Here is a 26396-nt window from a genome sequence, read left to right on the forward strand (position 1 = left end):
TTTAACGTTTCACGCTCGGGATGCTGATCGCGTTCCCTTTGGTTTTGTTGGTGACGTACACCTCCAGTGCGACCATTTCACGCGATCCCAGAGGAATTTCCGCGAGAAGGGCATTTTTCATACACTGCTGCATCCGTTTGTCGAGCGTAACCATCTGACTCTGCGTCATACGGTATGCCGGCCACGTTCCCGCGGCTGCGGTCTCTTTGGCTCCGAGATCCGGTAGCGGCTGCATCCGCAGACGCGATCCGACGATGTCCGCACTGTGGCAGCTGTTGCACGAAAGGCCACGGCCGCCGCGGCGTTCTTCAAATACCTGCTGCCCGAGCTTGTGCATCTCGGCCATGTGTTTGTTCGCTTTGACGTCGATGGAGGTTTTTTGCCCGTTTGCCAAAGATTTGACGTACGCGGACATTTTCACCATCTCTTTGCTCTCCAGTTTGGGAACCGGTTTGCCTGCGGCCATCGCCGCCATCTGGATCGACTGGGCGATCGTGACGACTTTTTTGGCCGAATCCAGATAACGGGGGAACCCCGCAAGGTATTTGGGAAGGTCTTTTTCCTTGACTCCCAGCATTTTGGCGTAGCTTGCCGTTCCGATCAGGTCGGAAAAAAGCTGCTCGCCCTCAGCCACGTCCATTTCCGCCGGGTTGCTCTCGAGCAGTTCGGCGTACATCGCCTTGTCGGCGTCGCTCATACTCAGTTTCTCTTCGGCCTGCAGTGCGCCGCACAGTACCGCCGACAGTGCCAGGGCACACAAAGTTACGCTACGCATGCTTTATCCTTTGGGAGTAATTTTCGCGGTACTCTCGACGCTTTGCCCTTTGTTATCTTTGGCGATAACTTTCAGCGTCCCCTCACCCGGGACTTTGAAGCTGATGCTCATCAACGGGTTGACCGACAGTGATTCCCAGATCACCATTTTCGTAACGAGCTGGTCGTTGAACATGAATTTGACTTCGTCGATGTAGTGCGCGGGGATCAGCTGGCCGCTGTCTTTGTCTTTACGCATCCCCGTTTCCATCGGATGCATCGCCATGAAATCGATTTTGACGATTTCGCCTGCTTTGTAATCTTTGGGTTTGATTTTGATCAGTGTTTTCATTGCGGTATTCCTTATTCGTTTTTCTTGTACTCGTTATTCGCGGTTATCGATCAACCGCACCCGCCGATGGTCACTTTGACGTTTTGTTTCGCCGTAAGGAACGTTCCGTCGCTCATTTCCGCGATCGCAACGACGTCCTGCGTTCCGCCGAGTTTGACACGGGTTCCGAAAAACGCTTCGCCGTTTGCCGGGGTGAGGTAGATGTTCGCGCAGCGGACGTTACCGTTTTTCGACGCGAGGACGTGGATCGCCTTGACGTAATCTTTCTGGGTCATCGGGCTCTCAACCGTCACTTTCACCGGCACGACCGCACCGTTTTCGGCGATCTCGGGAGCTTCCATTTTTACTTTTGCCGAAGCAACAAGGGGTTTTCCGCCGGTAATGGCGGCAACCGCCGTGTTATAGTTCATTTCATTCGGGCCTGCGGGGCGTTTTTCCTCCGCGGCCGATGCGATGTGCGGCAGAACCGCGGCACACGCCGCGGCTACTCCGAAACCTTTTAAAAATGATCTGCGTTGCATTGTGTATTCTCCTTGATGTTATTTTTTGACAGCCATGATATACGATGAAAGATCGCACACTTCGCGCTCGTTCATCAGACCGTTGGTGAGGTTTACCGTCATGTGCGTTTTCGCGTTGTCGATACGGGGATCGGCGATTTTCTGGTAAACGAACTGGGCGTTACGGACGCCGCTGTTGACATACAGTTCTTTGTAATTGGTCAAATCCGGACCGATGTTTCCGTATCCGACGGCACCCTCGATGTTGTGACAGGCGACACAGTTGCCCATTTGTTTCTCTTTACCGTTGGGTAAAGTACGGCTGAGCCCTTCGGGGGGATTCTCTTTCGCGTCTTTGCCGTTGAGGTTGTGGAAAATGTATTTTCCGCGTGCAATCGCTGCGGGATCGTTACTGATGCACCCTTCGGGCATCACATAGGCTTTCGCCGCCGGTAGCGCGTCTTTTTTGAGTATTGCCGTCGCGTCGGGACTTTCAATCGCCTGCGACAGATCGGCGGCACTCAACAGCGTCGCGAATCCGAGCATCATCACTTTTCGCATGGGCTCTCCTTGATCTTTTGTATGTTCAGGGAGCATTGTAAAGAAGCTGTGTAAAATTTGTGTAAAAAAACGGAAAAATCAGTCGGGCAGATAAAGAGGAGGGGTGAAACGATACGAAAAGGTACTCCCTTTTCCGTAGACCGAATCGATGGAGAGCTCGATCCCGGCTTTGTCGACGATCGATTTGACGATGTTGAGCCCGATCCCGAAGCCCCCCTTGTCCTTGTTTTCGCGGTAGTAGCGTTCGAAAATCCGCTCCACGTCTTCGATCCCGATCCCTTTGTCCCGGAAACGCATCGCGCACCCCTCGCCCGTCCGTTCCAGAATCACGTCGATGGTTCCCCCCTCGTGGGAATACTTGATCGCGTTGGAGAGGTTGTTGTCGATGATCCGCTGCAACTGGGTCGGATTGAAAAAGATCCGGACCCCCTCCTCGATCCGGGGAAGAATGGTGATGTTTTTGAGTGCGGCCACTTCGACGAAATAGTCGCACCGTTCCTGCAGATAACCGCTCAGATCGATCATGTCGTATTCGAACGAGAGGCGTTCGTTCTTGATCAGGTAATCCATGTCGTTGTAGAGCGTGGCAAGCGTTTTCGTCGCCGCCTTGATCCTCTGGAGATATTTGTTCGGCGGGTTGGAACGGTTGTAGAGGTCGATGTTGACGTTGATGATGGCCAGCGGCGTGTTGATCTCGTGCATCGAATCTTTGATGAAGCGGTCCAGCCGTTCGTTCAGCCGCTGAAACGGCAGGGCGAACCGGTCGAGAAAAAAAAGCGAGAGTACAAAGATGAGCGCCGCGATGGAGAAGAGGATCATCACAACATCCTGATAAATGTGGACGTAGGAGAGTTCACCCCGCAAAACGAGATACGTCGCGTCAAAGTAGCGTCTCTCCGGGAGCGGAACGATCAGGTAGGCGTATCCTTCCCGTATGTGGTACCCCGCTTCCTGAAACTCGATGGGGGTTTTGATGAGGGTGAAAATCGGATTGAAATGGACGTCGTAAAGCCCCGACTGAAACGAGCGGAAACGGGGGTATTCGAAAACGCTCTGCTCTTTGGGATCGAACTCCTCCATCGCCCGCAAAATGAGGTGGGACTGGCGCTTGAGCTTGTGCTCGTACTGGATTTCGTGCACGTATTTCATATAGGTGACGTACACGTAGGTCGGTACCAGCATCAGTACCGCCACGAGCATCGTATACAAAAAAGCGTTTTTGATCGCGTAACGGTTATCGTTCAAGGATGTACCCCAGTCCGCGACGGTTTTGGATGATGTCGATCGGCAGTTTTTTGCGCAGGTTGTTGATCTGGACGCGGATGTTGGCGGGATCGACGTACTCGCCCCATATCTCGTCCTGGAACATCTCGACGGAGACAACCTGATTGGTGTGCTTGAGCAGCACCGAAAAGATCTCTTTTTCGGTTTTGGAGAGGGCGATACTCTCCCCGTTGTGGGTCAGGGTGAAATTTTCGGTATCGTAGACGAGGCCGCCCCCGAAATCGATGACGTTTTCCCCCTGGTGATAATAACTTTTGAGCGCGTGCATGATCCGCAGCTGCAACTCGGTGAGATCGAACGGTTTGCGGATGTAATCGCAGCATCCCGATTTGTACCCCTCCTGCAAATCCGAGACGTTGACCATCGAGGTAAGAAAAATCGCGGGGGTCTTATTCCCCTCTTTGCGCAGCGTCCGCAACAGCGAGAACCCGTCGATTCCCGGAACGTTGACGTCGAGCAGATACAGATCGTAGTGGGTCTCGTAAATCGCGTCGTAGGCTTTTTCACCGTTAGCAAAGCCGTCAACCTCGAATCCCATCTCTTCGAGAAATTCGGTAATGCTGACGCGCAGCATGTATTCGTCTTCGAGCAGCAACACTTTCATCGTATCTCTCCTTTGATCTCTTTGCTCACTTTATAATCGAGCATGATCCCGATCAGTTCCTCTTTTGAATAGGCGTTCAAACGCTCCCTCGCCTCTTCCAGAAACAGTTCTCGGTCTTCCGCCGGAACCACGTCTTTGAGATAGAGCAGCTCTTTGTCGTAGCTGCTCTGGAATTGCGCGTTATCAAAGGTCTTTTTCGTCATGACGTCGTAGAGCTCGTTGCGGGTGAGGTGGATCAAAAACGAAATATCCTCCTCATCCGAATGGGCATAGGTCGAAATCTGTTTGGGGGTGAGCGAAAAGACAAACGCCCCGATCGTCTCTCCCGAACCGTTTTTCATCGGTTCGTAAAACAGGTAGCGCCCCCCGCTGTAAAGTACCCGGGCATGACGGAGCGCCTTGAAATCGATCCCCTCGAGGAGCTTGAGATCGCTTTGGGTATATTTTGGGTTGGCCAGAATGTACTCTTTGCCGATGGCGGGGTTTTCCTGCATAAAGACGGCGGTATTGAAAAAACGGTCTTCCATCAGGATGTAGAGATCGATCCCAAGCCGTTCGAAATACTCTTCGGTCGTTTCAAAAAACGAAACGACTTCGACAAACCCGATCATCTTCTCCGCATGATACACCGGAACCGTTGCTTTTACCCCCAGTTTACGCCCCACTTCGATCGCGGAACGGGGCTTTTTATGGTTTTGGAAATAGAGGAGATCGGGACGGTGAAAATCGAGCGGCATCCCCGCATACGAATTGTCCCAGCTGCGGGCAAAAATCACGTAATCGGCGGTGATGACCTGCGATCGGATCAGCGCGTCGGTGTAGAGTTTGATCGACTCCATCACCTCCGAGAGAATCTCGAATCCCCGGTCTTCGTCTTCTTGTTCGAGTGCGTCGCTGAGTGCGGTGTTCTGGCTTAAAATGAGCGCATAGCGCAGCGCCGAGGAACGCTCTTTCTCGAGCTGGTTTTCCAGTGCCAGTGAGAGCTGATCGCTCAGGCGTTCGAGCGTCTGCGACGTCACTTTTTTCTCCAGGTACCAAAACACCCCGCCCAAAACGACCATGATCGCCAAAAAGACGGCGGCAATCACCCTTTTATCGGCAAACAGGCGTACGATTCGGTCCATCATCCCCTACCCCTTGCGCTTCTTGCCCATTTTGTAGACGTATGCCAACACTTCGGCCACCGCGGCGAACAGCATCTCGGGGATCGGGCGGTCGATGTCGACCTCTTTGTAAAGCGATCTTGCCAGCGGCGGATTCTGCACGATGTGCACCCCGTTTTCACGGGCGATCTTTTTGATCTGGATCGCGATGTTGTCCACCCCTTTGGCGACGACGACGGGGGCGTGGTGTTTGGTTTCGTCGTAGACGATGGCGACGGCGTAATGGGTGGGATTGGTGATGACGACATCGGCGGTGGGGACGGCGGCCATCATCCGCTTGCGCGCCGCCTGGAACTGGATCTGGCGGATTTTGGCCTTGACGTGCGGATCCCCTTCCATGTTTTTCATTTCGTCTTTTATCTCCTGCTTCGACATTTTGAGTTTGTCGAAGTATTGCTTGCGGGTCAGGAACAAATCGGCGATCGCGTAGACGAAAATAATGATGAGCATGACCGATGCGAGGACGATCGCCTTGTCCCGCAGCCAGGAGAGCTGGTCGCCGAGCGAGAAGAGCGCGACGGTAGGCAGTTCCTGGATGTAGTACCAGAAAAACAAAAACCCTATCCCCATGGCAGTCATGGATTTGAGGGTAATCTTGATCGATTCCATCAGTTTGTGCAGGGTAAAAAGATTCGCAAACCCTTTGATCGGATCGAGCTTGGAAAAATTGGGAAACAGCGGCTTGGTCGTAAAATTGAATCCGAACTGAATGACGTTGCCGGCAACCCCGGCAATGGCGACGATGAGGCTGATCGGAAGGGCCATGATCAAAAATTCCCGAAACGTGATCACCGCCATGTCCATCAACAGTTCCCGGTCGATTTCGCGCGTCATCAGCGAGAGGTAGTACCGCGAAAGGTCCAGCACCCTCTCGGCAATAAAGTTGAACATCATCAGCAATCCCAGGATTGCCATGAACAAAGCGACGACGCCGACGATGTCCTGACTTTTGGCGACGTTCCCCTCGGCCCGGGCGTCGGAGAGTTTCTTGGCGGTGGGGTCTTCGGTTTTTTCCATATCGTCTGCCATGACCTGTCCCTCCCGCTTTTAACTGCCCCTTTGCCGGAGGCTCAATCCATTTTCATCGACAGGTCGATCCAGGCGGCCTGATGGATGAGCGATCCCGTACTGATCGCATCGACTCCGGTTTTGGCATAGCCCTCGATCGTCTCAAGCGATATGTTCCCGCTCGCTTCGAGCAATACGCCCGGATGGTTTTCGCGTTTGTACGCGACGATTGCGGCCAACGCCTCGGGCGTCATGTTGTCGCACATGACGATATCGGCTCCCGCCGCCATCGCCCGCTTGGCCATATCCGCATCTTCGGCTTCGATCTCGATTTTGGAGGTGAAGGGGATCTTTCGGCGCGCTTCGGCCATAAAGCCTTCGAGGTCGGAAATCGTCTTGAGATGGGTATCTTTGAGCATCAGCGCATCATCCAGCCCCATCCGGTGATTCGTCGCCCCGCCGATGCGGGTGGCGTATTTTTCAAAATTGCGCAGCAGCGGCCGGGTTTTGCGGGTATCGAGGAGTTTGGTCCCGTAGGGGGCGATGAGATCGACGTACCTCCGCGTCAGCGTTGCGATCGAGCTGGCATGCAGCAGCATGTTCAGCAAAGTCCGCTCAATCCGCAGCAGCGTATGCGAATCTCCCGAAAGCTCCATCAGCACGTCCCCTTTGACGAAACGTTCGCCGTCGTGCACATGCCACGTCAGCGTGAAATTTTCCATCTTTGCAAGAACCCGGAGATACTCTTCGCCCGCCAGCACCCCATCGCTTTTGGCGATGATTTTCGCGCTTGCGGGAACAGGCGCCGAAACGCGGGCGTAGAGGTCGCCGCGTCCGACGTCTTCGGCCAGCACTTCGCGGATGAATTGTTCGATCATAGCGCCATCATCCTCTCGAGGGCGACTTTTGCCCAGTATGCCGTATCCTCGTCCACTTCGATCTCGTTGATCGGGTGCCCCTCTTCGATCGCTTTGAGGGCGTTGTAGAGGTCTTCGAGCGTCGTTTCGTTCATCGTCGGGCACTCTGGCTTCGTGGATGAAAGGACGTAGGTGTTTTCGGGACGCAGGCGGTTGACCATGTTAAATTCGGTCCCCACCGCCACTTTCTGCTCCGCGGGAAGCTCGGTGATGTATTTGATCAGCTGCGACGTCGACCCGACGAAATCGGCCTTCTCGCAGACGGCGGGATCGCATTCGGGATGGACTGCGATCAGGATTCCGGGATATTTGGCGCGGAAAAAATCGACGTCGTCGGGGGTAAAGAGCTGATGGACCGAGCAAAACCCGTCATAGCAGATGATGTCCGCCTCTTTGGGGTCACTCCCGTCTCCGATGACGCACGATTTGAGCCCCATCTGACGTGCGATGTTCTGTCCCAGGCAGCGATCGGGGACGAACAGGATCTTTTTCCCCTCCGCAAGCGCCTTGGTGATGATTGTTTTGGCGTTGGAACTGGTACACACCATCCCGCCCATCTTGCCGACGCGGGCTTTCACGCTCGCATCGGAGTTGATGTAGGTGATGGGCAGAATATCCTCCGCTCTGATTCCCGCGTCTTCGAGCTTCCGGATCGACTCGTCGTAGTAGAGCCCGTCGATCATTTTTGCCATCGCGCAGCAGGCGATGCGGGGCATGACGACCCGTTTTTCGGGGCTGAGAATCTTGACGCTCTGCCCCATGAACCCGACACCGCAGAAAACGACGAACTCCTTGTCGTCGGCCATCGTCCGTTTGGCCAGTTCGAGCGAATCGCCGGTAATGTCCCCCATCTCGAACACTTCGTCGCGCTGGTAGTAATGGGCAACGACGGTAACGCTGAGACGTTTTTTCAGGTCGATAATCTTTGCTTTCAGTTCTTCGGTAGTCAAACCTCTCATCCTTCATTCAACGGTAAAGGGGATATTATAACGAACTCGCCGTTGCACCCATGTTAAAGTGTTACGTAAATGCCACTCATTTTTAGTTCCATGTAACGAATGGTACACTATAATGACGCACTTACTCACCCCGTAGTGAAAGGATAACATGGATTTTCTCTATAACCTCAATGTCCAGTTTTACCTGGCGGCCTACCTGATCGGAGGGATCCCCTTCGGGCTGATTCTGGCCAAGGTCTTTGCCGGCGTCAACGTCAAAGAAGCGGGATCGCAGAGCATCGGCGCGACCAACGTCCTGCGCGTCGTCAAAGAGACCAACCCTTCGCTGGCCAAAAAGCTCGGCGCGGCGACGCTCGCGCTCGACGCCCTCAAAGGGATGGCCGTCCTGTTCGCCGGACAGTATGCGGGGCTTGCCGAAAGCGCCCTGTGGCTCATCGCCGTCCTTGCGGTTCTGGGACACTGCTACAGCCCCTACCTCTGGTTCGAAGGGGGCAAAGGGGTCGCGACGGGAATGGGCGTCATGGCCGTGATGCTCCCCGTAGAAACCGCCGTCGCGCTGGCCGTGTGGCTGATTACGGCCAAAACCATCCGTATTTCGTCGCTCTCGTCGATGCTGGGGCTGCTCTCGCTCGTCGTCGCATCCTTCGTCCTCCATCCGCAGATGTTTCACGCGCCGGTCCTGTTTATCGCGTTTATCCTTTTTTACAAACACATCCCCAACTTCGTCCGCCTCATCAGAGGGGAAGAGAAGCGGGTCGTATGACGATCCTCATCGAGGATTTGACGTTTGAAGCGATCCTCGGCATCCTTCCTCACGAGCGCACAACGCCTCAGCGGGTGCGGGTCGACTGCCGTATCGATTATACGTATGCCCAGGGGCGCTTCATCAACTACGCCGAAGTGGCCGATCAGATCGTCGAAACGATGCGCAACCTGCAATTCGAGCTCATCGAAACGGCCCTCGAGACACTGGGTTCCATCCTGCACGAACGGTTCAGCCTCATCGAAACGCTGGAGCTGACGATCCGCAAACCCGACATCCTCCCCCACTGCACCGTCGGAATCAGCCGCCGCTTTACGTTCGGCAATTAATCCCCGTCGGTTAACCCTCCCTTTGCCGTCGTCTTGCTATAATTGCTCCGTCACTATCGAACCAACGGAGGGAAACCCATGAAAAACACTATTGCCGCATGTGCAGCCGCTGCGCTGCTGATAGGATGCGCGGGAACCGATACGGGCCTCTCCAAAACGCAGACCGGCGCAATCCTCGGCGGGCTTGCCGGGGCCGCGGCCGGGGCCGCGACGGGAGATCACAGCGCCAAACGCGTCCTCATCGGAGGAGCGTTGGGAGCCGCCGTCGGCGGCGGAATCGGCTATTATATGGACAAACAGGAAGAAGAGCTGAAAAAAGAGCTCAAAGGGAGCGGCGTCTCGGTGGAGCGAAACGGCGACACCATCAGCCTGAGCATGCCGGGCAACATTACGTTTGACAGCGGAAAAGCCAACATCAAACCGGCGTTCAATCCCGTACTCAACGATATCGCCGCCGTTATGGTCAAATATCCCGAAACCAAAATCGAAGTACAGGGGCATACCGACAACGTCGGAGACAACGCCAGCAACCTCACCCTCTCCCAGCTGCGGGCGCAAAGCGTGAGCTCGGCGCTGATGCAGCGCGGGGTCGCTTCGGATCGGATGCGTGCGGTCGGGTACGGCGAGAGCATGCCGGCGGTTTCGAACGATACCCCCGCGGGGCGCGAAGCGAACCGCCGCGTGGAAATCGTGATCATCCCCAACCCCGCCAAATAACTGAATATTATGCACTCAACGGGTAAAGCCCGTTGAGTGGGAGGGACGATTTGTCCCCTGCCCACCCTTATGTACAGCGTATTTTTTTACACCGAACCCTTGTCCGCAAAACAAATCTTTTCTCGATTGCAAAAGTTTTTTTAAAAAAAATTGAAAAAAAGTTTAAAATTTTCTAAAAGTGTGGTATCATTTCGGGAAAATTTCCGCACCGAGGAACGTGAATGCGTATTCTGATCATTGAAGATGAAGTAACCCTCAACAAAACTCTGGCCGAAGGGCTCAAAGAGTTCGGTTACCAAAGCGACGTCGTAGAGACTCTCAAAGACGGTGAGTATTACCTCGATATCCGCAACTACGACCTGATTTTGATGGACTGGATGCTCCCCGACGGCAACAGCGTCGACATCATCCCCGACATCAAAACCAACACCCCCAAAACGGTTATCGTCGTCCTTTCGGCCCGCGATGACAACGAAAGCGAAATCGAAGCGCTCCGCGCCGGTGCCGATGACTACATCCGCAAACCGTTCGACTTCGACGTCCTCGTCGCCCGTATCGAAGCCCGTCTGCGCTTCGGCGGAAGCAACATCATCGAGATCGACGACCTCACCATCAATCCCGAAGAAGAGAAAATCATCTATAAAGAAAAAGAGATCGAACTCAAGGGTAAACCGTTCGAAGTGCTCACCCACCTCGCACGCCACCGCGACCAGATCGTCTCCAAAGAGCAGCTGCTCGACGCCATCTGGGAAGAACCCGAACTGGTCACCCCCAACGTCATCGAGGTCGCGATCAACCAGATCCGCCAGAAAATGGACAAACCGCTGGGAATCACCACCATCGAAACGGTCCGCCGCAGAGGATACCGCTTTTGTTTTCCAAAAGAAGCATAAGACGACGCTTTCTCTTTCAGCTCATTGTCGCTTCGGCGGCACTGGTGCTCCTTTTCTCCTCCTTTTTATACCTTTTTATCAAGCAATCCATTTACGACGAAAAACAGGCCGAACTGATCGGATATGCCGAAAACATCTCCTCGTACCGTTCGCTCCTCTCTTCGCAGCAGGCCAACGCCGATACCCTGATGGGGCTCTCGGTCGAGCTCATCACCCTTAACCCCGACGAAGAGTACCTGGAATTCCACGAAACGACCCATCACGACAAAACGACGACCCTGACCCTGATTTATCCGTTCGATTTTGCCAAATCCTCCTATCTGAAAATCAGCCGGGACATCACCCCGACAAAACGGCTGCTGCGCAAAATCCTCAATTCGATCTTTCTGATCAACGCGGTCGGTTTCGTCGTCATCATCCTGTATGCGATCGCCTTTTCGAAAATGTTGATCGCCCCGATCAGCGCTCTGAGCCGACGTCTGGCCAATATGAACGAGCACCTCATCCGCCCCATCAAGGTCGAACAGCTCCCCGACGAGTTTGAACCGCTGGGGGAAACTCTCAACCGTCTCATGGGGCGGATCCAGAACTTCGTCAAATACCAAAAAGAGCTCTTTATCGGTGCCGCGCACGAGCTTAAAACGCCGCTGGCGGTCATCAAACTCAAAAACCAGGTCACCCTCCTCAAAAAAAGGACTCCCGAAGAGTACATCGAAGCGATCAAGGTGACCAACCAGAGCGTCGACGACATGAACCGCATCGTTGCCAACATCCTCAACATCGGACGGCAGGAAGGGGCCCAGCTCGAAGCTCCCGCCGAAGCCGACATCATCGCGATCCTCCGCAAATGGGAAGGGGACTTCTCGCTGCTGGCCCAGAGCGAAAACAAAAAGCTCCGCTCCCGTTTCGAGCCCGACGCCTTTATCGCGGTGCTGCAGGTGACGCTCCTCAACCAGATTCTCCAGAATTTTCTTCAGAACGCCCTGAAGTTCACCCCCGAGGGGAAAACGATCCTCTTCCAAAGCTACCTCAGCGGAGCCGACATCGTCATCGAAGTGCTCGACGAGGGGTGCGGCATCGACGAAAGCATCGACCTTTTCGCCCCCTTTATCCGCCAGGGAAACAAATCGGGCGTCGGGTTGGGGCTCTTCCTGGCCAAAAGCGCCGCCGAAGCGATCGGGGCGCAGATCAGCCTCACCAACCGTACCGACGGCATTGACGGGACGCTGGCCCGCCTTGTCCTCCCCTCCAAGCTCTGCTGCCTGCTCCCGCAGCGCTGACCTCCGAATCTGAGCTCGGAAGACCCGGGCGCGACAAATCAATAAACTTAAAGGTTCGTTTCGCTATAAATCGCGCATCAACGAAAAAAATCGAGGTTTATACGATGCCACTAATGATTATCGATGAATGTATCGCGTGCGACGCCTGCCGCGAAGAGTGCCCTATGGAAGCGATCGAAGAGGGAGACCCTATCTATATCATCGATCCCGACCGCTGCACCGAGTGTGTCGGTACCTATGACGAGCCCGCGTGTATCGCCGTATGCCCGGTTGACTGTATCGTTCCGGACAAAGACAACGTCGAAACCATGCAAGAACTTCTCTACAAACACCAGCAGCTGATGGAGGAAATGCAGTAAATGGCCAAATGTACGGCCATTATCGACATCGGAAGCAATTCGATGCGGATGGCGGTCTTTCAAAAGACGAGCCGTTTTGCGTTTCACATCATTCACGAAGTCAAAAGTTCCGTCCGCCTGAGCGAAAACGCTTACAAAAACGGCGGATATCTGCAGGACGCTCCGATGGAACGGACCGCCGCGGCGCTCGAAGAATTTCTTGCCGTCGCCGCTTCTTTCGGAGCCCGTAAAATCCTCTGCGTCGCTACCTCCGCCTTGCGCGATGCTCCCAATGCCGACATTTTCATACGCCGCATCCGTCGCGATCTTGGTCTCTCGATCAAAGTGATCGACGGGGAGAAAGAGGCCTACTACGGCGCTCTGGCCTGCGCCAACCTCCTCCCTCGCCTCGATGCGGTATGCGTCGATGTGGGAGGGGGGTCGAGCGAAATCACCCTGCTCAAAGAGGGCAAAGTCCAAACTCTCTGTTCCCTCAACCTCGGTACCGTCCGGCTCAAAGAGCTGTATTTGGACAAAGGGGACCTCAAAGGGGCCGTCCGCTACATCGACGATGCCCTCGCCACTCTACCCCCCATGAATGCCGATACCCTGATCGGAATCGGTGGGACCTACCGCGCCCTGACCCGTGCGATAATGAAGCGGGAAAACTATCCGATCAAAAAACTGCACGCCTACACGACAAGCGCGGAGACGTTCAACGCTTACTGCGAAGATGTCCTCGATGCAAGCCCCAAAAAGCTCAAAGCCCTCTGGATCAAACCCGAACGGTTCGATACGATCAAGCCGGGGACCCTGATCCTGCAACGCATCGTCCGCCATTTCAAGAGCTCATCCCTTGTATGCAGCGGCGTCGGAGTGCGCGAGGGGGTCTACCTCGCAGACCTGCTGCGCAACAGCGGAGGAATGTTCCCCTCCAATTACAATCCGAGCCTGCGCTACCTCCTCGACACCTATGCCCGTCACAGCGATCACGGCGAGCAGTGCGCCCGCCTATCAGGCCGTCTCTACGATCTGATGGGAGAATCGCTCGGGCTTCGGGGGCGCTGGCGCAGCGAACTCGTAATGGCTGCCAAACTCCTCCCCGTCGGGCTCGGTGTGCGTTACTACGCCTATCAACGCCACAGCCATTACCTGGTTCTCAATGCCCTCGACTACGGCCTCAGCCACAGCCAGATCGCACTGATCGCCCATCTGCAGCTGTTCAAAAAAGGGCACGCTTCCTCCGAACTCCTCCCCCGAAACGGTTACGAGTCACTGCTCCCGGGTGCGGGGGAGCTCGATGCCCTCTATGCACTGCTATGGCTCTCGCACATCCTCCTGGCCGCCCGCAGACGGGGCGAGGAGATCGCGCTCGAATACGTGCGGGACACCCTGATCGTCCGGGGAAAAGGACTTTATCTGGCTGCCGAACAGGCCAAAAATATTGTGATGCCCCAGAATATCTCCCTACAAATCAATCCCTAAAGGAACCCGACCATGGCCGGAAGCAGCCTCTTAATCCTGATCGACGATATTACCCTTCTCCTCGACGACGTCGCGGCGATGAGCAAAGTCGCCGCCAAAAAAACGGCCGGCGTCCTCGGTGACGACCTCGCCCTCAACGCCCAACAGGTCTCGGGTATCCGTGCCGAACGCGAACTCCCTGTCGTGTGGGGCGTTGCCAAAGGGTCATTGAAAAACAAAGTGATTCTCGTGCCCGCCGCGCTGGGGCTCAGCGCTTTCGCGCCGTGGTCGATCACCCCGATCCTGATGGTTGGCGGGGCCTACCTGTGTTTTGAAGGATTCGAAAAGATCGCCCACCCGTTCCTCCACGCCAAAGAAGACGAAGATCACGGCCGCGAGCTGATCGAAGCATTCCACAACCCCGACGTCGACCTCGAAGCGTTTGAGAAAGAGAAAATCGAAGGGGCGATCCGGACCGACTTCATCCTCTCGGCCGAAATCATCGTTATCGCGCTGGGAACCGTCGCCGACAAAGACATCATGACCCAAACCATGGTGGTCTCCGGGATAGCCGTCGCGATGACCGTGGGGGTTTACGGCCTGGTCGCCGCCATCGTCAAAATGGACGATGCGGGGCTGCACCTTCTCCAAAACGCTCCTGAGGGGAAACGGGGAGCCCTGCAACGCAAAATAGGGTCCGGTCTGCTGAGCTTCGCCCCCAAGCTGATGAAAATCCTCACCGTCGTCGGTACCGCAGCCATGTTCCTGGTGGGGGGAAGCATCCTTCTGCACGGCATCCCCGCCGCCCACCACGTCGTCGAAGGGGCCGTACATGCCGTTCAGGGCGTTCCCGCCATCGGAGGGGCGCTGGGATGGGTTACCCCGGTTCTTCTTGACGGCGTTGCCGGCGTCGTTGCCGGGGGAATCGTCCTCGCAGCGGTGAGCGCTGCTGCCAAAATCATCGGATTGTTCAAGAAAGCCTGAATACGAAGAGCCGTTCCCGTATGAGGGAGCGGAGAGGGAAGGAAAAAGCGGACCGTCCCTTTGAGGTTTCACACCCCGCCCGGGCCGGCTGTATCGGCGGTTAAAACCGCTGACCGATCGTAAACTCGAAGTGGGTGACGTCATCTCCGGGCTTGTCGCCGATCGGGTTGGCGAAGACCAGCTGCAACGGTCCGACCGGACTGAACCACTCCAGTGCCAAACCGTAACCGCCCCGCTTGATCTCGCTGAGGCTGTTTTCCCCGATCATACCGTAATCGACGAACGCCGTCGCCCGCATCCGTGCTTCGGGCACCAGCGGAACGCTGAACTCCAGACTGTTCGAGAACGTCTGCGTGCCCCCGATTTTGAACGGATCGCCGTCACTGTCGACGCCGTTGACCGGAGAGAGCGAATACCCCTGGTAACCGCGCACCGATCCGATCCCCCCCATGTAGAATTTTTCGCCCAGCGGGAGATAACCGCTGTCATCGACGTAGTTGAAACGGGCTTTGTATCGGAGGATCAGGTCAAAATCGGTCAGCTTCTGCAAACCGCGGTACGCACCGAACGTCGTCCGGCTCTTGACGAAATCGGCATCCCCGCCGACGCCCGCTTTTTCAATACTCTGCGAAAAGGTCATCCCTTCGCGCGGAATGTAGTAGTCGTCGGTATTGTCAAAGGTGGCCGAAAGGACAACCGAGCTTTTGGCGTAGTTTTCGTAATAACGCGGATCGAGGGTGGTTACCGTCGGATCGATGTCGCTGTAGTTATTGGTCGAGTAGTTGTACCCCATATAACCGCTCCAGTGGCGGTTGAAGCGGTGCCCCGTCCCGACGCTCATACCGGTCGAGGAGACGGTGTAGCTGTCGTACTCGGTCGAACTGTCGTAAATCGAGAAGTTCCCGCTGAAATCGCTGTCGTTGAGGCGCGGGTTGGAGATGTTGAACGAGTAGTTGCTGGTACGCTGCGAACGCTCCAGGTTGAGCCCGACGTTGATCCCCGATCCGAAGATGTTGCGGTCGCTGATTGCGACGCTGACAAGGATGCCGCCGAAGCTTCCGTAGCCGCCCCCGAGCTGGATGTTCCCCGTCGGTGCCTCTTTGGCCTGGACGATCAGATCCATCGTCTCGTCGTCCACCCGTTTCTCTTCGATGGTGTTGCTTTCGAAATATCCCGTCCGGCCGATCGCGTTGCGCGAGTCTTTCAGGTTGGTCAGGTTGTACCAGTCGCCGGGTGCGAGGAACAGTTCGCGGCGGACGACGCGGTCAAGGGTGCGGTTGTTCCCCGAAACGATGACGTTGCGAATTTTGACCTTTTTCCCCGGAATGATCCGGTAGACGACGTCGACGCTTTTGGCCTCTTTGTCTTTGCGCAGATCGGGCTGAACCTGTACGTAGGCGTATCCCAGGTCGGCAATTTTCGTTTTGATCCGCTCGGCGTCCTCGCGGAAGGTTTTGATGTTGAACGGTTTGTTTTTCTCCAGCGCGATGACGTCGAGCAGCTCCTGATCGGCGATCACCGCGGTGTCCTGGAATACGAGGATGTCGCTGACGCGGTAGACGTCCCCCTCGAAAACGTTGTAATCCATCTGGGCCGTGTAATGGTCGAAGTCGACCTGCACGAACGGCTCGTCAATCTTCGCGTCGAGGAAACCGTTTTGCATGTAGTAATCGCGGATCCGCAAAGGGTCGTACTGGAGTTCGGCGAGTTTCATTTTCCCGTCGTTACGGCCCCACATCCACCCCATGAACTCCTCTTGCTTGTTGGCGATCATGCTGTCGAAGTCGTCACTGTCCAGGGCGCTGACGCCGGCATACCGGACCTGCTTGATGATGATCTCTTCCCCTTCGTTGACGATAAACGAGACCCGCATGCTTCCGTTGTCGAGTTTTTCGCTGTCGATTTCGACGACCGAATCGATCTTGCCGTCGCCGCTGAGTGCGTCGATGATCCGTTTTTTGGCGTTTTCAAGCCGTTTTTCGTCGTAGAGGGAACCTTTTTCGATCTGAAGCAGCTCTTTCTGGGCGGCTTCGTCGTTCTCCTTGTACCCTTTGAGTTCGATTTTGGAGATAACGGGCTTCTCTTTGAAGTGGAACGTCACCTTGCCGTCCGCTTCGTCGACCCAGATGTCTTCAAAATACCCCTGGTCGTAAAAGTTTTTGATCGTTTTATCGACCGCGGCAGGATCAAGAGGTTCCCCCACTTTGACTTCGTTGAGCCGCTTGGCTACCGTTTCGGAGATGTGGACCATGCCGTCGTACTGGACCGATTGGACGTTTTGTGACGCAGCCTGTACGAGGACGCTTGCGACGATCAAAGAGAGGGGTATTGTTTTCAAGCCGAAATCCGTTACGTTAAGATAAGTCTCTGATTGTATCACCCGATAAATTAATGTGCGGTAAATTAAACGCTCCCTAACCATTCGAAGTGTATGATGACACCACAAAAGCACAAAGGGTTACGATGAAAATAGGTATTGTGGGACTGGGGCTGATGGGAGGATCGATGGCGATGGCCCTCAAACATCTCTCGTTCATTTCTTCCGTTGTCGGCAGCGACCACAATCCCGAACACCAGCGTATCGCGTTGCAGCGCGGGCTGGTGGAACGGTTCGTTTCGTTCGACGAACTCAAACGTACCTGCGACGTCATTTTTCTCGCCGTCCCGGTAGACGGTGTAATCGCGCTGCTGCAGGAATCAACCGATCTGGAGGGGAGCGACAAAACCCTCATCGATCTGGGAAGCACCAAAGCCCTCATCGTCGACGCGGTCCCCCCCAGCATCCGGCGCAATTTCGTTGCCGCCCACCCGATGACGGGGACCGAGCATTTCGGTCCGAGCGCCGCGCTCGAAGGGCTCTACTCCGAAAAAGTGGTGGTCCTGTGCGACCTCGAACACAGCGGCGATCCGCAGCGCGATACCGCCCTGCGGATTTTCCGCGCGATCGGGATGCAGGTGCATACGATGGGAGCCGCCCAGCACGACCGCCATGCCGCGTTCATAAGCCACATGCCCCACGTCATCTCCTACGCGCTGGCCAACACGGTACTGGCGCAGGAAGAAAAAGAGAATATCCTCGCCCTCGCCGCGGGGGGATTTCGCTCCATGAGCCGTCTGGCGAAAAGTTCCCCGGCGATGTGGGAAGACATCTTCCGCCAAAACCGCGGCAACGTCCTCGAGGCCGTCGAGCTGTTCGAAGCCGAACTGACCACCCTCAAAGAGGCGCTTAAAAACGAAGACTATGCCTCGCTGCGGCGCGAAATGGCCGGGGCGAACAAACTGTACGAAATTTTCTCCTAATCGAGCGGGTAAAGGGGAGTCGTAAAAGCCCCCATCCCCTGCGACGAGGCGGGTTTGGGCCGTTCAGGCTTCCCGATCCGATCGGCGGAGGGAAGTTTCTCCCCGCCTTCGCCCAATCCTGTCCGTATACGGGTGAGGGAAAGGTTGAACCGTCTGCGTGCCTCGAGTACCGGGTCCCCGGAGACGGCCCGTTCGTACCATCGCTGCGCTTCGCGATAGCGTCCCGCTTTGTACAGCGCGTTTGCCTCATTGTAACGCACCTGCGGCGTATCGTGACTGAGCCGATAACGTTCAAACAGCGCCGCGCTTTTGGCGTATTCCCCCTTCTCGTACGCTTCCCGGGCCTCATGCAGTACCCAAAAATCGAGCACTCCCGCTACCGAGGGGGAGGGAACGCCCGCCAACACCGTTAGGGCCGCCGCAACCGTCACGCTGCGGCGGGGGCTCATCGACGAGAGGGCGATCCAGATCAGAAACATTGCCAGCCCCAGCGGGTAAAAAAAGAGCGGTATGTGGTTTTTGAGTTTTTGTTCCCGTGCCAGCGATTCGAGCGCCTCCGTCACCGAGACGATATCGGATGCATCCCGCACATGGAGGATGTTCCGCCCATTTTCCGCACCCCGCGAACCCGAAACGAGGATCACCGCGTCGCCGGGCATTTTCTGCGCGATGTTCTGAGCGACCCGATCGGCGTCGGATGATTCGCCCGTTCGGGGAAGATGCCCCACGAGGTACCGCAACAGCGCGACGTCGTCGGTAAGGGGGGAGACCCGGTAAAGCCGCGTATCGAAAGCCGCAACCGCGATCTCGGCCCCCGCCAGTCTGCCGATCAGTTCGCTTCCGAGGCGTTTGGAACGTTCCAGCGCCGCTTCGTCGCCGCCCGTTTCCACCGCCACCACGATCTTCAAAGGAGACTCTCCCGCCGGTTGAGGCTCGATGGCAACGGGCTGGGCCATCGCCGCGATCAAGGCCGCCGCGGCAACCAGGAAAAGCCGGTTGCGCGCCTTGAGCCCCATGGTGGTCGGTTCGGGACGAAGTTTTTCCAGCACCTCGGCGCTCAGCCACCGTATCGCCACCGGTTTTTGGGTCTGCCAGAAATAAAACAGCGCAAGCGTCGGGGGGAGCATCCAGGTGAAAAATTCGGGATGCAAAAAGGTCAGCGTCATCCCAGTCCCTTTTGATTACGCCCGTAGAGGTAGAGCAACATCGCCACAAATCCCAGGAACAGCGGATAGACGTAGTAATAGTCGTAATAACGGTACACCGCACCCATGCGGTAGGGGGGGAATTCCCGTTCCATTCGCTCTTCCCAGCCGGCCTCCGCCGCAGGCCGTACGACCGAGCTTTGCACCCCTACGGGAAGCGAATAGACGAACGATTCGGGGGTGTCGGAGAGGATCAGAGCCCATCCCTTCCCTTCCGAAGAGGTCGCAAAAAAACGGCTGATCCGGGTATTCACCGTCCCCCGGGACTTTTCGGGCGTCAATCCGTTCACGATTTCCGCGATGACCGCGCGCTCACGGGTCAGCGGGACGATGACCTCGCGGCGGGCGGGGACCCAGAGGGCGAAACGGTCTTCGCCCCTGCGTGCGATGAATCCCGCGAGCTGATCCTTCAGCGCCGGGGAGAGTGCCGCGGGATCGATCACGAGGAGGGTGTCCCGTCCCCCCTCGGGAACGATCTCCTTTTCGCGCACCGGAGACATCAGGGCGATGATCAGAAACGTAATCATCGCCCATTTGGCAATCCACAACCATAGGGGGGCTTTGACGTCGGCTTCGCCGAAAAACGCGGGTCTTGGAAAATAGACGGGGTTGGTGCGCAGCGGACAGAGCGCTTCGCAGGCCAAAAAGAAAAAGAGGATAAAACCAAGCTTGGGGAACTGGAACGAAATCCCCTCAAGCATCGATAATCTCGAGATAGAGACGGTAATAGCCGACCGTCTCCGGATCGATTGCATCAACGTGGGGGGCGTATTTGTAGCGTTCGAGCCGTTCGAAAAGATTCTCATACGCTTTGCGCGTCCGCTCGTTGTCGGCGGCAAATATCCGGCCGATCTCGCTGATGGCGTACGCCGAGGCTTTGGGATCGCTAAAATCGATCGCACGTAGCCGTTCTAGCGCCGCTTTTCGGGGATCGGGACGCCGGTTTCGGCGCCGTTTGATCCACCCTATCGCAATCGCCGCGACCACCGCGGCGCCGACGAGCAGCAGCATCAGGAAGTAATAGAGCGAGTAATCGTTCACTTCGACCAGCGGGGCGATATCGTGCAGAGGAATGTCGGGCGATCTCATAATCTCCCCTCAAACAGCCGGCGCAGGGTCACGAGGGGTGCCGCATCGGTATAGAGCTTGGTGAAACGGACCCCGTCCTTGCGAAAACGTTCGAACAGCGCCGTGTCGTGGAGACGCACTTTTTCGCGGTAGCGCTTGACGCTTGCGGCATTGAAATCCCCTTCCGCCACAGCCCCGGTTTCGGGGTCCATCAATGCCGAAAATCCCATCGGCTCGGGTTTTTCTTCGGCGTGGTCGCGGACGATGACCGCCACCACTTCGTGTTTTTTCGCCAACAGCCGCAAATCGGGAATCTCGAAAAAATCGCCGATCACGACGATCAGGCTCCGGCGTTTCAAACGGCGGTACAAAACGGAGGCCATCGCGTTATAGTCGGCGCGGCGCCCGATCAGTTCGGATGCCATCACCTTCTCGACGCTCTGGGCGACGGCAAAAGGTTTTTTGCTCGATCGCACCTCATCGTCCAGACTCTGCGAAAAATTGATATGGGTGAACAGATCGCCGTTGGCGACCGCCGAATAGCCCACCAGCGCAACCGCCTCGGCGACGACATCGTGTTTGAACTTTCCGCTCCCGAAATAGAGGCTCCCCGAAAGCATCGCGACCGTGACGACGGAGAGTTCGCGCTCCTCGCGGAACACCTTGACGTAGGGGCGCTGCATTTTGGCCGTGATGTTCCAGTCGATGTGGCGGGTGTCATCGCCCGGGACGTACTCGCGCAATTCGATGAAATCGTATCCCTCCCCGCGAAACATCGACGGGTTGTTTCCGATACGGTCGCCGATGATCTGGCGGCGCGCTTTGAGGAGGATATGCTGTGCCGTATTCATGGTTACGGAATCGGTACCGCTTTGAGGATTTTTTCGATCAGTTCGTCGGTCGTGATCCCCTCCGCTTCGGCTTCGTACGAAAGGACGAGGCGGTGACGCATCAGTTCCTTGGCGATCGAAGCGATGTCTGCGGGGGTGACGAACTCTTTACCCTTCAAAAACGCGACGGCGCGGACCGCCTTGAACATGTCGATGCTCACCCGCGGACTGGCACCGAACTGCAGGTAGCGAGAGAGTTCGGGGAGACCGTATTTCTCCCCTTCGCGACTGGCGGTGATCAGGTCGATCATGTACCGCTCGACCGGCTCGTCGATGTGGACTTTTTTCACCGCTTCTTTGAGCTCGATGAGCGCCTGCGGTTCGAGAACGGCACGGATCGCCTCGTTCATCCCCGAAGCGACGCGCCGGGCGATCGAGAGCTCTTCTTCAGGGGTGTTGTAGCCTACCTTGATTTTGAGCATGAAGCGATCCAGCTGCGCTTCGGGCAGCGGGTAAACCCCCTCCTGCTCGATCGGGTTCTGGGTCGCCATGACCAGAAACGGCGGCGGAAGGCGGAAACTCTCGTCCCCCAGCGTCACCTGCCGCTCCTGCATCACTTCCAGCAGCGCCGACTGCACCTTCGCGGGGGCGCGGTTGATCTCGTCGGCGAGGAGGAGGTTGGTAAAGATCGGCCCCTGCTTGATCTTGAACGTGTTGCTCTTGGGATCGTACACTTCGGCACCCAGAATATCGCTGGGGAGCAGATCGGGGGTGAACTGCACCCGTTTGAACCCGAGCCCCAGCGTCTGGGAGAGGGCCTTGACCGTCGTCGTTTTCGCCAGCCCCGGGATCCCCTCGATCAGGATGTGCCCTTCACACAAAAGCCCGATCAGCAGCCCGTCGATCATCTTCTCCTGGCCGACGACGACCTTGGAAACTTCGGTACGTATTTGATTAATCATCGTATTCATGCTTTGTCCTCATTGTCTGATGTGAGTGTACTCAATTTCTTTTTCGCTTCCCTTAAACCGATTGTTTCGGCTTCGAGGGCTGCAATCACCTCTTCGTACCGTTTCTCCCCCGAAAGGGCAAGGACCACCGCCAGCTCCTTGGGGGTTTTCGCCCCGTCCCAGAACCGTTTCGCCCGGCGGCGCGGGCGGAGCTTCCACAGCCGCCGCAGCGCTTCGCAGAGGATCGCCCCCAGCAGCACGAGGGCGGCATAAAGGGCATAGCGTTTCTGGGTGGCCGTATCGCTCAGGTCGGGGGGATCGAGCAGTGCCGCACGCTCATACCCTTCCCCCACTTCGACCGCGATGGGGGTTGTTCTGAGGATCACGGGCTTGCGGGCGGCCGTATCGAACACGCTGAGACTAAATGCGGGAATCGTAAAGTTTTTCTGCGCCACGAGGGCAAATTCCTGGCGTATCTCCCCCTCAAACCCTTCGCTGGAGGGGGTCAGGTTTTTCTGCGCCGGTTCGGCGAATACCCTAACGCCGCTGATGTTGAGTTCATAAGGGACGAAACGGTCCAGATTGCCGCTCCCGCGCAGATAGAGGCTCAGGTGTACCGGTTCGTGGGCACGGACCATGTTTTTGTCGATTTTCGCTTCCAGCGTCACCCGTCCCGTCAGCGCCGCCGTGTTGGCTTCGGCCCGGATCCGCACGACCGGAAGCGATGCGTTCTCGTCGACGAAATCGTAACGCCGGACATTGTCGCGCCCGATGGTGGCGTTTTCGATCGAGGCGAACGTCGTATGGCGGATCAGCGCGCTCAGCGCGACCGAGAGTTCCCCGCTCCGCGCGGGGGTAATAAGGACGTCGAATGTCTGGATCCGTTTCCCCGCGCTCACCCGGTCGCGCTGGGTCAGGACCTCGGCTTTGTAGGCGTCGGTCCCTTTGGGCTTGAAGTCGATCGTGTATTCGGCCGCACTGTCGGAAAAACCGCATTCGTACCGTACGACTCCCGGTTCTCCGACCCGCAGCGATTGGGGGGAGTGCAGGACTTTCCATTCGTACGTCGCCCCCCACAGCCCCGAGGCGAGCATCAATACCAGCACCGCCGTCCTACCAGGGTTTCGTTTCATGCACACTCCTTTGGTTGATCAGTTCGTATTGCTTCGAGCCCAGCTGCGCTTTTCCCTGCGACGTCGAAAAACGGGGGTCCCCCTCCGACTTTTTCTGGGCATCCCCCGCACCGGAGGAGGCGATGTCGGTTTGCATGTTCGATCCGCCCCCCTCTTTCCCTTTTTTACCTTCGCCCGTCGGCTTGTTCTCATCGGCGGAGAATTTGTCGTTTTTTTCCTTGCGGACATTCAACGTTTTCTGTTCCTCCACCCCCGCAATCGCGCGGAGATTGTCGTCGGCTTCTTTGGTGTAGCGCAGCGTCAGCGATTTGAGCAGCGAATTGCGGGCGTTTTCGAACTCTTTGAGCCGGATCTGGCAGTTTCCGATGTTGTAGTAGATTTTCGACTTCAATAGCGCATCACCCGAACGGATGGCACGAAACTGCGCGAGGGCCTCGGAATATTTCCCCGCCTTGTACAGCGAACAGGCTCGGTTGTACTTCGCCTCCGGCGAATCGGGCCGGCCGTACCATGAGGCCGCGCGCTCGTACTCCCCCTGAACGTACGCATATTTTCCGGCGGCCATGTACGGGTAATCGAGCACCCCGGCGTTGGCCCCGACCCCGATCAGCGCGAGCAGCATCATCCCTTTTGCCGAAAGCTTTTCGCCGATACGGGTGAACGCCGCAACAAACGCCAACAAGGCGAGCGCGAGGGGGACGTAATAAAGTTCCCGGTAACGCGCTATCGTCGTCGACCCCGCGAAATCGTCCCCCCGCTCCCGCTCGATCCACTCCGACACCGCCGACGCGTCGGCTCCTTCGATCACCCGCCCCCCGCTTTGCTCGGCGATCAAGCCGATCGCGTCGTTGCGGGAGCTGACGACGAGGTGCCCCTCTTCGTCTTTGAGCGATCCTTCATCGGCGGGGAGGGTGCTCCCCTGCGACGAAGCGAGGATCACGACGCACACTTTGAGGCCGTTCTCCGCGGCGAACGCCGCCTCCTTTTCATAGGAGAGTTCATCCCCCCCGTCGGTAAGAAGGACCACCAAAGGGCGTTTGGCGTGCGACATTTTCCGCGCGAGTTCAAGGGCGCTCATCACGTTCGTCCCCTTGGTGATGATCTGCGATTCGTCCAGGGACGCAAAGAGGTGCAGCAGCAGTTCGGTATCCTTGGTGAGCGGGGAGAGGACGATCGCGCTCGTCGTATGGGCCAGCACCCCGAAACGGTCGCGCCGATCGGCGCGGACGACGGCACCGAGGATGCGCTTCGCCGCATCCAGCCGCGTGGGGGCAATGTCGGTTCCCCGCATCGAATACGATACGTCCACGGCCAGGATCACGTCGCTGCCGCGCTCTTCGACGGTGACCGGTTTTTCGGGGAGGACGGGGCGCGACAGCGCGAGGATCAGCATCGCCACGGCAAACAGGAGCCACCCTTGCGTATGCCACCCAAAGCGGCGGACCATCCACGCATACGCCGGAACGATGACGAGCGCCAAAAGCCAGAGGGGAGAGAGAACGCTCATCCGCGTACCCTCCGCTTATTCATCATCCAGAGTATCAGCGCCAGCGCTCCCGCGAGCGGCCACTGGAAATAGGGTTCGGCAAAGGTATGTTCGGCACTCTTGATCCGTGAACGTTCCAGCGTATCGATCCGCTCATAAACCCCTTCGAGTTCCTTTTCATTCGCCGCGGTGAAATATTCCCCGCCTCCCTCTTGCGCCATTTGCGCGAGGAGTTTCGAATCGTATTCGCCCCTCTCCCCGATCCCGATCGTGTAAAGCCGGATTCCCGCTTTGCGCACCATCGACACCGCCTCTTTCGGGGAGATCGCGCCGCTGTTGTGTTCGCCGTCGGTGAGCAGCACGATCACTTTGGATTTGGCTTTGGACCCCTGCAACGCACGAACCCCCTGCGCCACCCCCTCGCCGATGGCCGTGTTCTGCCCCGCCATCCCGAAGCCAAGGTAACCGATCATCTCGGCGATGATCTCTTTTTCATACGTTACGGGAGTCGCGATGAACGCAAAATCCCCGAACAGCACCACCCCGACGTTGTCCTCGCGCCGTTTCATCACGAACTCCGACGCGATCTTCTGCACCACCTCAAACCGGGTCGCGCGACTCTCCCCCTGTGCAAACCCCGACGCGTTCATCGACCCGCTCCCGTCGATGGAGAGGACGATGTCGATCCCGTTGCGGTTGCGCGGATCGGAAAAATCGGTCACGACGGGGCCGGCGAGGGCGGCAACCATCAGCGTCACCGCCAGCACTTTCAGCAGCCAGTCAAGATTACGCCATCTGCCCGGTCTGCCGAAAAAATGAAGATGGGGAAAATAGCGCCGCACCGTCGCGATTTTGCAGCGATAAAGGCAGTACAGAACCGGTATCAGGAGCGCAAAGGCCCACGGGTATTCGAATGACCAGATATTCATGGAAGGGATTATAACTTTTTATACTAATGTCTTGCTGATTCAGCGGCACGTTACGTTCGCATCCAGCAACGCTTCCTCTTTTTTTGCCTGAGCGCACTGCGCTTTGCTCATTACCGTCTCGGAAAATTTGGTCTGCCACAACAGCGCGTTTTTAAGCTTGCTACGGCGCAGATCGGTACGGATGAATTTCGCATCCCCCAGCTCCGCATCCCTAAAATCGGTCTCCTCCAGTTTCGCCCCGGTAAAATCGGCTTTCCAGCTCTTCGTCCCTCGCAGGTCGGCATGGCTTAGATCACTGTGGGCGAGATGCGTTCCTTTGAAATTGGCTCCGCGAGCGCTCAGGTAGCGCAGATCGCCCCGTTCCAACGACCCTTTCCAGAAAATCGCTTCTTCGGCTTTGGCACGGCTGAGGTTGGCGTCATCGATCGAGCACATCACAAAGACGCTTTTGCGCAGATCGGCACCCGAGAGGTCGCTTCGGCTGAGATCCCCTCCGCTGAAATCGATGTCGCGCAGATCCGCTCCGCGCAGATCGCACCCGATGCACTCTTTCTCCTCCAGCGCTTTTTTCACATGGGCCGCATCGTACGCACCCAAAGAGACCCCCATCAAAAGAGCCAACATCG

29 protein-coding genes are annotated in these 26396 nt (G+C 56.8%); 9 read left to right on the top strand and 20 right to left on the bottom strand.

Annotated features, from left to right (window positions below; genetic code table 11):
- Position 1 precedes the first annotated feature (1 nt).
- The 10 genes from soxA to nadA all read right to left on the bottom strand — a co-directional run bounded on the left by soxA (position 2) and on the right by nadA (position 8092).
- Complete coding sequence (gene soxA, locus AB1763_01175; GenBank protein ID MEW5831436.1) at positions 2-775, bottom strand: sulfur oxidation c-type cytochrome SoxA; 774 nt, start codon at positions 773-775, stop codon at positions 2-4.
- Between the two features lie 3 nt (positions 776-778).
- Entirely contained in the window at positions 779-1105 is a 327-nt protein-coding gene (gene soxZ, locus AB1763_01180; GenBank protein ID MEW5831437.1) for a thiosulfate oxidation carrier complex protein SoxZ, read from the bottom strand.
- 50 nt (positions 1106-1155) lie between these two features.
- Entirely contained in the window at positions 1156-1626 is a 471-nt protein-coding gene (gene soxY / locus AB1763_01185; GenBank protein ID MEW5831438.1) for a thiosulfate oxidation carrier protein SoxY, read from the bottom strand.
- 18 nt (positions 1627-1644) lie between these two features.
- A complete protein-coding gene (gene soxX / locus AB1763_01190) occupies positions 1645-2166 on the bottom strand; it encodes a sulfur oxidation c-type cytochrome SoxX (GenBank protein MEW5831439.1) in 522 nt (173 codons plus the stop codon).
- Between the two features lie 78 nt (positions 2167-2244).
- Positions 2245-3411, bottom strand: a complete 1167-nt coding sequence (locus AB1763_01195; GenBank protein MEW5831440.1) for a HAMP domain-containing sensor histidine kinase — start codon at positions 3409-3411, stop codon at positions 2245-2247.
- Complete coding sequence (locus AB1763_01200; GenBank protein ID MEW5831441.1) at positions 3401-4054, bottom strand: response regulator transcription factor; 654 nt, start codon at positions 4052-4054, stop codon at positions 3401-3403. The genes AB1763_01195 and AB1763_01200 overlap by 11 nt, the downstream gene beginning before the upstream one ends.
- Positions 4051-5181 carry a cache domain-containing protein gene (locus AB1763_01205; GenBank protein MEW5831442.1) on the bottom strand — a complete coding sequence of 377 codons (1131 nt, stop codon included), beginning with the start codon at positions 5179-5181 and terminating at the stop codon, positions 4051-4053. Before AB1763_01205 ends, AB1763_01200 begins: the two co-directional genes overlap by 4 nt.
- A 3-nt stretch (positions 5182-5184) precedes the next feature.
- Positions 5185-6246: a flagellar biosynthesis protein FlhB gene (gene flhB, locus AB1763_01210; GenBank protein ID MEW5831443.1), complete on the bottom strand. Its 1062-nt coding sequence runs from the start codon at positions 6244-6246 to the stop codon at positions 5185-5187.
- A 41-nt stretch (positions 6247-6287) separates the two neighbouring features.
- Entirely contained in the window at positions 6288-7103 is an 816-nt protein-coding gene (gene nadC / locus AB1763_01215; GenBank protein MEW5831444.1) for a carboxylating nicotinate-nucleotide diphosphorylase, read from the bottom strand.
- On the bottom strand, positions 7100-8092 hold the full coding sequence (nadA, locus tag AB1763_01220; GenBank protein ID MEW5831445.1) for a quinolinate synthase NadA: 993 nt from the start codon (positions 8090-8092) through the stop codon (positions 7100-7102). The genes nadC and nadA overlap by 4 nt, the downstream gene beginning before the upstream one ends.
- A gap of 157 nt (positions 8093-8249) precedes the next feature.
- On the opposite strand from nadA, the gene plsY reads away from it, so the two are divergent.
- From plsY to AB1763_01260, 8 genes are all read left to right on the top strand, one after another.
- On the top strand, positions 8250-8864 hold the full coding sequence (plsY, locus tag AB1763_01225; protein ID MEW5831446.1) for a glycerol-3-phosphate 1-O-acyltransferase PlsY: 615 nt from the start codon (positions 8250-8252) through the stop codon (positions 8862-8864).
- On the top strand, positions 8861-9193 hold the full coding sequence (locus tag AB1763_01230) for a dihydroneopterin aldolase (GenBank protein ID MEW5831447.1): 333 nt from the start codon (positions 8861-8863) through the stop codon (positions 9191-9193). Before plsY ends, AB1763_01230 begins: the two co-directional genes overlap by 4 nt.
- Before the next feature lie 78 nt (positions 9194-9271).
- Entirely contained in the window at positions 9272-9910 is a 639-nt protein-coding gene (locus tag AB1763_01235; protein ID MEW5831448.1) for an OmpA family protein, read from the top strand.
- 221 nt (positions 9911-10131) lie between these two features.
- The gene (gene hsrA, locus AB1763_01240; protein MEW5831449.1) at positions 10132-10803 is read left to right on the top strand and encodes a homeostatic response regulator transcription factor HsrA; all 672 of its coding nucleotides are present in this window, start codon (positions 10132-10134) and stop codon (positions 10801-10803) included.
- Complete coding sequence (locus AB1763_01245) at positions 10782-12083, top strand: HAMP domain-containing sensor histidine kinase (protein ID MEW5831450.1); 1302 nt, start codon at positions 10782-10784, stop codon at positions 12081-12083. The genes hsrA and AB1763_01245 overlap by 22 nt, the downstream gene beginning before the upstream one ends.
- A gap of 104 nt (positions 12084-12187) precedes the next feature.
- The gene (locus tag AB1763_01250) at positions 12188-12442 is read left to right on the top strand and encodes a YfhL family 4Fe-4S dicluster ferredoxin (GenBank protein MEW5831451.1); all 255 of its coding nucleotides are present in this window, start codon (positions 12188-12190) and stop codon (positions 12440-12442) included.
- Positions 12443-13906: a Ppx/GppA phosphatase family protein gene (locus tag AB1763_01255; protein MEW5831452.1), complete on the top strand. Its 1464-nt coding sequence runs from the start codon at positions 12443-12445 to the stop codon at positions 13904-13906.
- 12 nt (positions 13907-13918) lie between these two features.
- Positions 13919-14869 (top strand): DUF808 domain-containing protein, encoded by a 951-nt coding sequence (locus tag AB1763_01260; protein MEW5831453.1) that lies wholly within the window; start codon positions 13919-13921, stop codon positions 14867-14869.
- A 100-nt stretch (positions 14870-14969) separates the two neighbouring features.
- Here AB1763_01260 and bamA read toward each other — a convergent pair whose 3' ends face one another.
- On the bottom strand, positions 14970-17207 hold the full coding sequence (bamA, locus tag AB1763_01265; GenBank protein ID MEW5831454.1) for an outer membrane protein assembly factor BamA: 2238 nt from the start codon (positions 17205-17207) through the stop codon (positions 14970-14972).
- Positions 17208-17332: 125 nt separating this feature from the next.
- On the opposite strand from bamA, the gene AB1763_01270 reads away from it, so the two are divergent.
- Positions 17333-18169 carry a prephenate dehydrogenase gene (locus AB1763_01270; protein MEW5831455.1) on the top strand — a complete coding sequence of 279 codons (837 nt, stop codon included), beginning with the start codon at positions 17333-17335 and terminating at the stop codon, positions 18167-18169.
- On the opposite strand, the gene AB1763_01275 is transcribed toward AB1763_01270, so the two are convergent.
- The 9 genes from AB1763_01275 to AB1763_01315 are packed head-to-tail and all read right to left on the bottom strand — an operon-like array spanning position 18166 to position 26394.
- On the bottom strand, positions 18166-19335 hold the full coding sequence (locus AB1763_01275; GenBank protein ID MEW5831456.1) for a hypothetical protein: 1170 nt from the start codon (positions 19333-19335) through the stop codon (positions 18166-18168). The two genes, AB1763_01270 and AB1763_01275, sit on opposite strands and share 4 nt — an antisense overlap.
- Positions 19332-20075 (bottom strand): hypothetical protein, encoded by a 744-nt coding sequence (locus AB1763_01280; GenBank protein ID MEW5831457.1) that lies wholly within the window; start codon positions 20073-20075, stop codon positions 19332-19334. Before AB1763_01280 ends, AB1763_01275 begins: the two co-directional genes overlap by 4 nt.
- Positions 20068-20463 carry a hypothetical protein gene (locus AB1763_01285; GenBank protein MEW5831458.1) on the bottom strand — a complete coding sequence of 132 codons (396 nt, stop codon included), beginning with the start codon at positions 20461-20463 and terminating at the stop codon, positions 20068-20070. Before AB1763_01285 ends, AB1763_01280 begins: the two co-directional genes overlap by 8 nt.
- Positions 20460-21293: a DUF58 domain-containing protein gene (locus AB1763_01290; GenBank protein ID MEW5831459.1), complete on the bottom strand. Its 834-nt coding sequence runs from the start codon at positions 21291-21293 to the stop codon at positions 20460-20462. Before AB1763_01290 ends, AB1763_01285 begins: the two co-directional genes overlap by 4 nt.
- 2 nt (positions 21294-21295) lie before the next feature.
- Positions 21296-22243 (bottom strand): MoxR family ATPase, encoded by a 948-nt coding sequence (locus AB1763_01295; GenBank protein ID MEW5831460.1) that lies wholly within the window; start codon positions 22241-22243, stop codon positions 21296-21298.
- Positions 22240-23355, bottom strand: coding sequence for a BatD family protein (locus tag AB1763_01300; protein ID MEW5831461.1), 1116 nt, complete (start codon positions 23353-23355; stop codon positions 22240-22242). Before AB1763_01300 ends, AB1763_01295 begins: the two co-directional genes overlap by 4 nt.
- Positions 23336-24862 carry a VWA domain-containing protein gene (locus AB1763_01305; protein ID MEW5831462.1) on the bottom strand — a complete coding sequence of 509 codons (1527 nt, stop codon included), beginning with the start codon at positions 24860-24862 and terminating at the stop codon, positions 23336-23338. The genes AB1763_01300 and AB1763_01305 overlap by 20 nt, the downstream gene beginning before the upstream one ends.
- Complete coding sequence (locus AB1763_01310; GenBank protein MEW5831463.1) at positions 24859-25770, bottom strand: VWA domain-containing protein; 912 nt, start codon at positions 25768-25770, stop codon at positions 24859-24861. Before AB1763_01310 ends, AB1763_01305 begins: the two co-directional genes overlap by 4 nt.
- Positions 25771-25809: 39 nt before the next feature.
- A complete protein-coding gene (locus tag AB1763_01315) occupies positions 25810-26394 on the bottom strand; it encodes a pentapeptide repeat-containing protein (protein ID MEW5831464.1) in 585 nt (194 codons plus the stop codon).
- Between the last annotated feature and the right edge of the window lie 2 nt (positions 26395-26396).

This window comes from Campylobacterota bacterium (assembly GCA_040752835.1).
Taxonomy (GTDB): Bacteria; Campylobacterota; Campylobacteria; order Campylobacterales; family Sulfurimonadaceae; genus Sulfuricurvum.

What these genes read in the sequence shown, in the direction of transcription:
- soxA (MEW5831436.1), bottom strand. Translation starts at nt 775, where the DNA reads ATGCGTAGCGTAACTTTGTGTGCCCTGGCACTGTCGGCGGTACTGTGC.
- soxZ (MEW5831437.1), bottom strand. Translation starts at nt 1,105, where the DNA reads ATGAAAACACTGATCAAAATCAAACCCAAAGATTACAAAGCAGGCGAA.
- soxY (MEW5831438.1), bottom strand. Translation starts at nt 1,626, where the DNA reads ATGCAACGCAGATCATTTTTAAAAGGTTTCGGAGTAGCCGCGGCGTGT.
- soxX (MEW5831439.1), bottom strand. Translation starts at nt 2,166, where the DNA reads ATGCGAAAAGTGATGATGCTCGGATTCGCGACGCTGTTGAGTGCCGCC.
- AB1763_01200 (MEW5831441.1), bottom strand. Translation starts at nt 4,054, where the DNA reads ATGAAAGTGTTGCTGCTCGAAGACGAATACATGCTGCGCGTCAGCATT.
- AB1763_01205 (MEW5831442.1), bottom strand. Translation starts at nt 5,181, where the DNA reads ATGATGGACCGAATCGTACGCCTGTTTGCCGATAAAAGGGTGATTGCC.
- flhB (MEW5831443.1), bottom strand. Translation starts at nt 6,246, where the DNA reads ATGGCAGACGATATGGAAAAAACCGAAGACCCCACCGCCAAGAAACTC.
- nadC (MEW5831444.1), bottom strand. Translation starts at nt 7,103, where the DNA reads ATGATCGAACAATTCATCCGCGAAGTGCTGGCCGAAGACGTCGGACGC.
- plsY (MEW5831446.1), top strand. Translation starts at nt 8,250, where the DNA reads ATGGATTTTCTCTATAACCTCAATGTCCAGTTTTACCTGGCGGCCTAC.
- AB1763_01230 (MEW5831447.1), top strand. Translation starts at nt 8,861, where the DNA reads ATGACGATCCTCATCGAGGATTTGACGTTTGAAGCGATCCTCGGCATC.
- AB1763_01235 (MEW5831448.1), top strand. Translation starts at nt 9,272, where the DNA reads ATGAAAAACACTATTGCCGCATGTGCAGCCGCTGCGCTGCTGATAGGA.
- hsrA (MEW5831449.1), top strand. Translation starts at nt 10,132, where the DNA reads ATGCGTATTCTGATCATTGAAGATGAAGTAACCCTCAACAAAACTCTG.
- AB1763_01250 (MEW5831451.1), top strand. Translation starts at nt 12,188, where the DNA reads ATGCCACTAATGATTATCGATGAATGTATCGCGTGCGACGCCTGCCGC.
- AB1763_01255 (MEW5831452.1), top strand. Translation starts at nt 12,443, where the DNA reads ATGGCCAAATGTACGGCCATTATCGACATCGGAAGCAATTCGATGCGG.
- AB1763_01260 (MEW5831453.1), top strand. Translation starts at nt 13,919, where the DNA reads ATGGCCGGAAGCAGCCTCTTAATCCTGATCGACGATATTACCCTTCTC.
- AB1763_01270 (MEW5831455.1), top strand. Translation starts at nt 17,333, where the DNA reads ATGAAAATAGGTATTGTGGGACTGGGGCTGATGGGAGGATCGATGGCG.
- AB1763_01275 (MEW5831456.1), bottom strand. Translation starts at nt 19,335, where the DNA reads ATGACGCTGACCTTTTTGCATCCCGAATTTTTCACCTGGATGCTCCCC.
- AB1763_01280 (MEW5831457.1), bottom strand. Translation starts at nt 20,075, where the DNA reads ATGCTTGAGGGGATTTCGTTCCAGTTCCCCAAGCTTGGTTTTATCCTC.
- AB1763_01285 (MEW5831458.1), bottom strand. Translation starts at nt 20,463, where the DNA reads ATGAGATCGCCCGACATTCCTCTGCACGATATCGCCCCGCTGGTCGAA.
- AB1763_01290 (MEW5831459.1), bottom strand. Translation starts at nt 21,293, where the DNA reads ATGAATACGGCACAGCATATCCTCCTCAAAGCGCGCCGCCAGATCATC.
- AB1763_01295 (MEW5831460.1), bottom strand. Translation starts at nt 22,243, where the DNA reads ATGAATACGATGATTAATCAAATACGTACCGAAGTTTCCAAGGTCGTC.
- AB1763_01300 (MEW5831461.1), bottom strand. Translation starts at nt 23,355, where the DNA reads ATGAAACGAAACCCTGGTAGGACGGCGGTGCTGGTATTGATGCTCGCC.
- AB1763_01305 (MEW5831462.1), bottom strand. Translation starts at nt 24,862, where the DNA reads ATGAGCGTTCTCTCTCCCCTCTGGCTTTTGGCGCTCGTCATCGTTCCG.
- AB1763_01310 (MEW5831463.1), bottom strand. Translation starts at nt 25,770, where the DNA reads ATGAATATCTGGTCATTCGAATACCCGTGGGCCTTTGCGCTCCTGATA.
- AB1763_01315 (MEW5831464.1), bottom strand. Translation starts at nt 26,394, where the DNA reads ATGTTGGCTCTTTTGATGGGGGTCTCTTTGGGTGCGTACGATGCGGCC.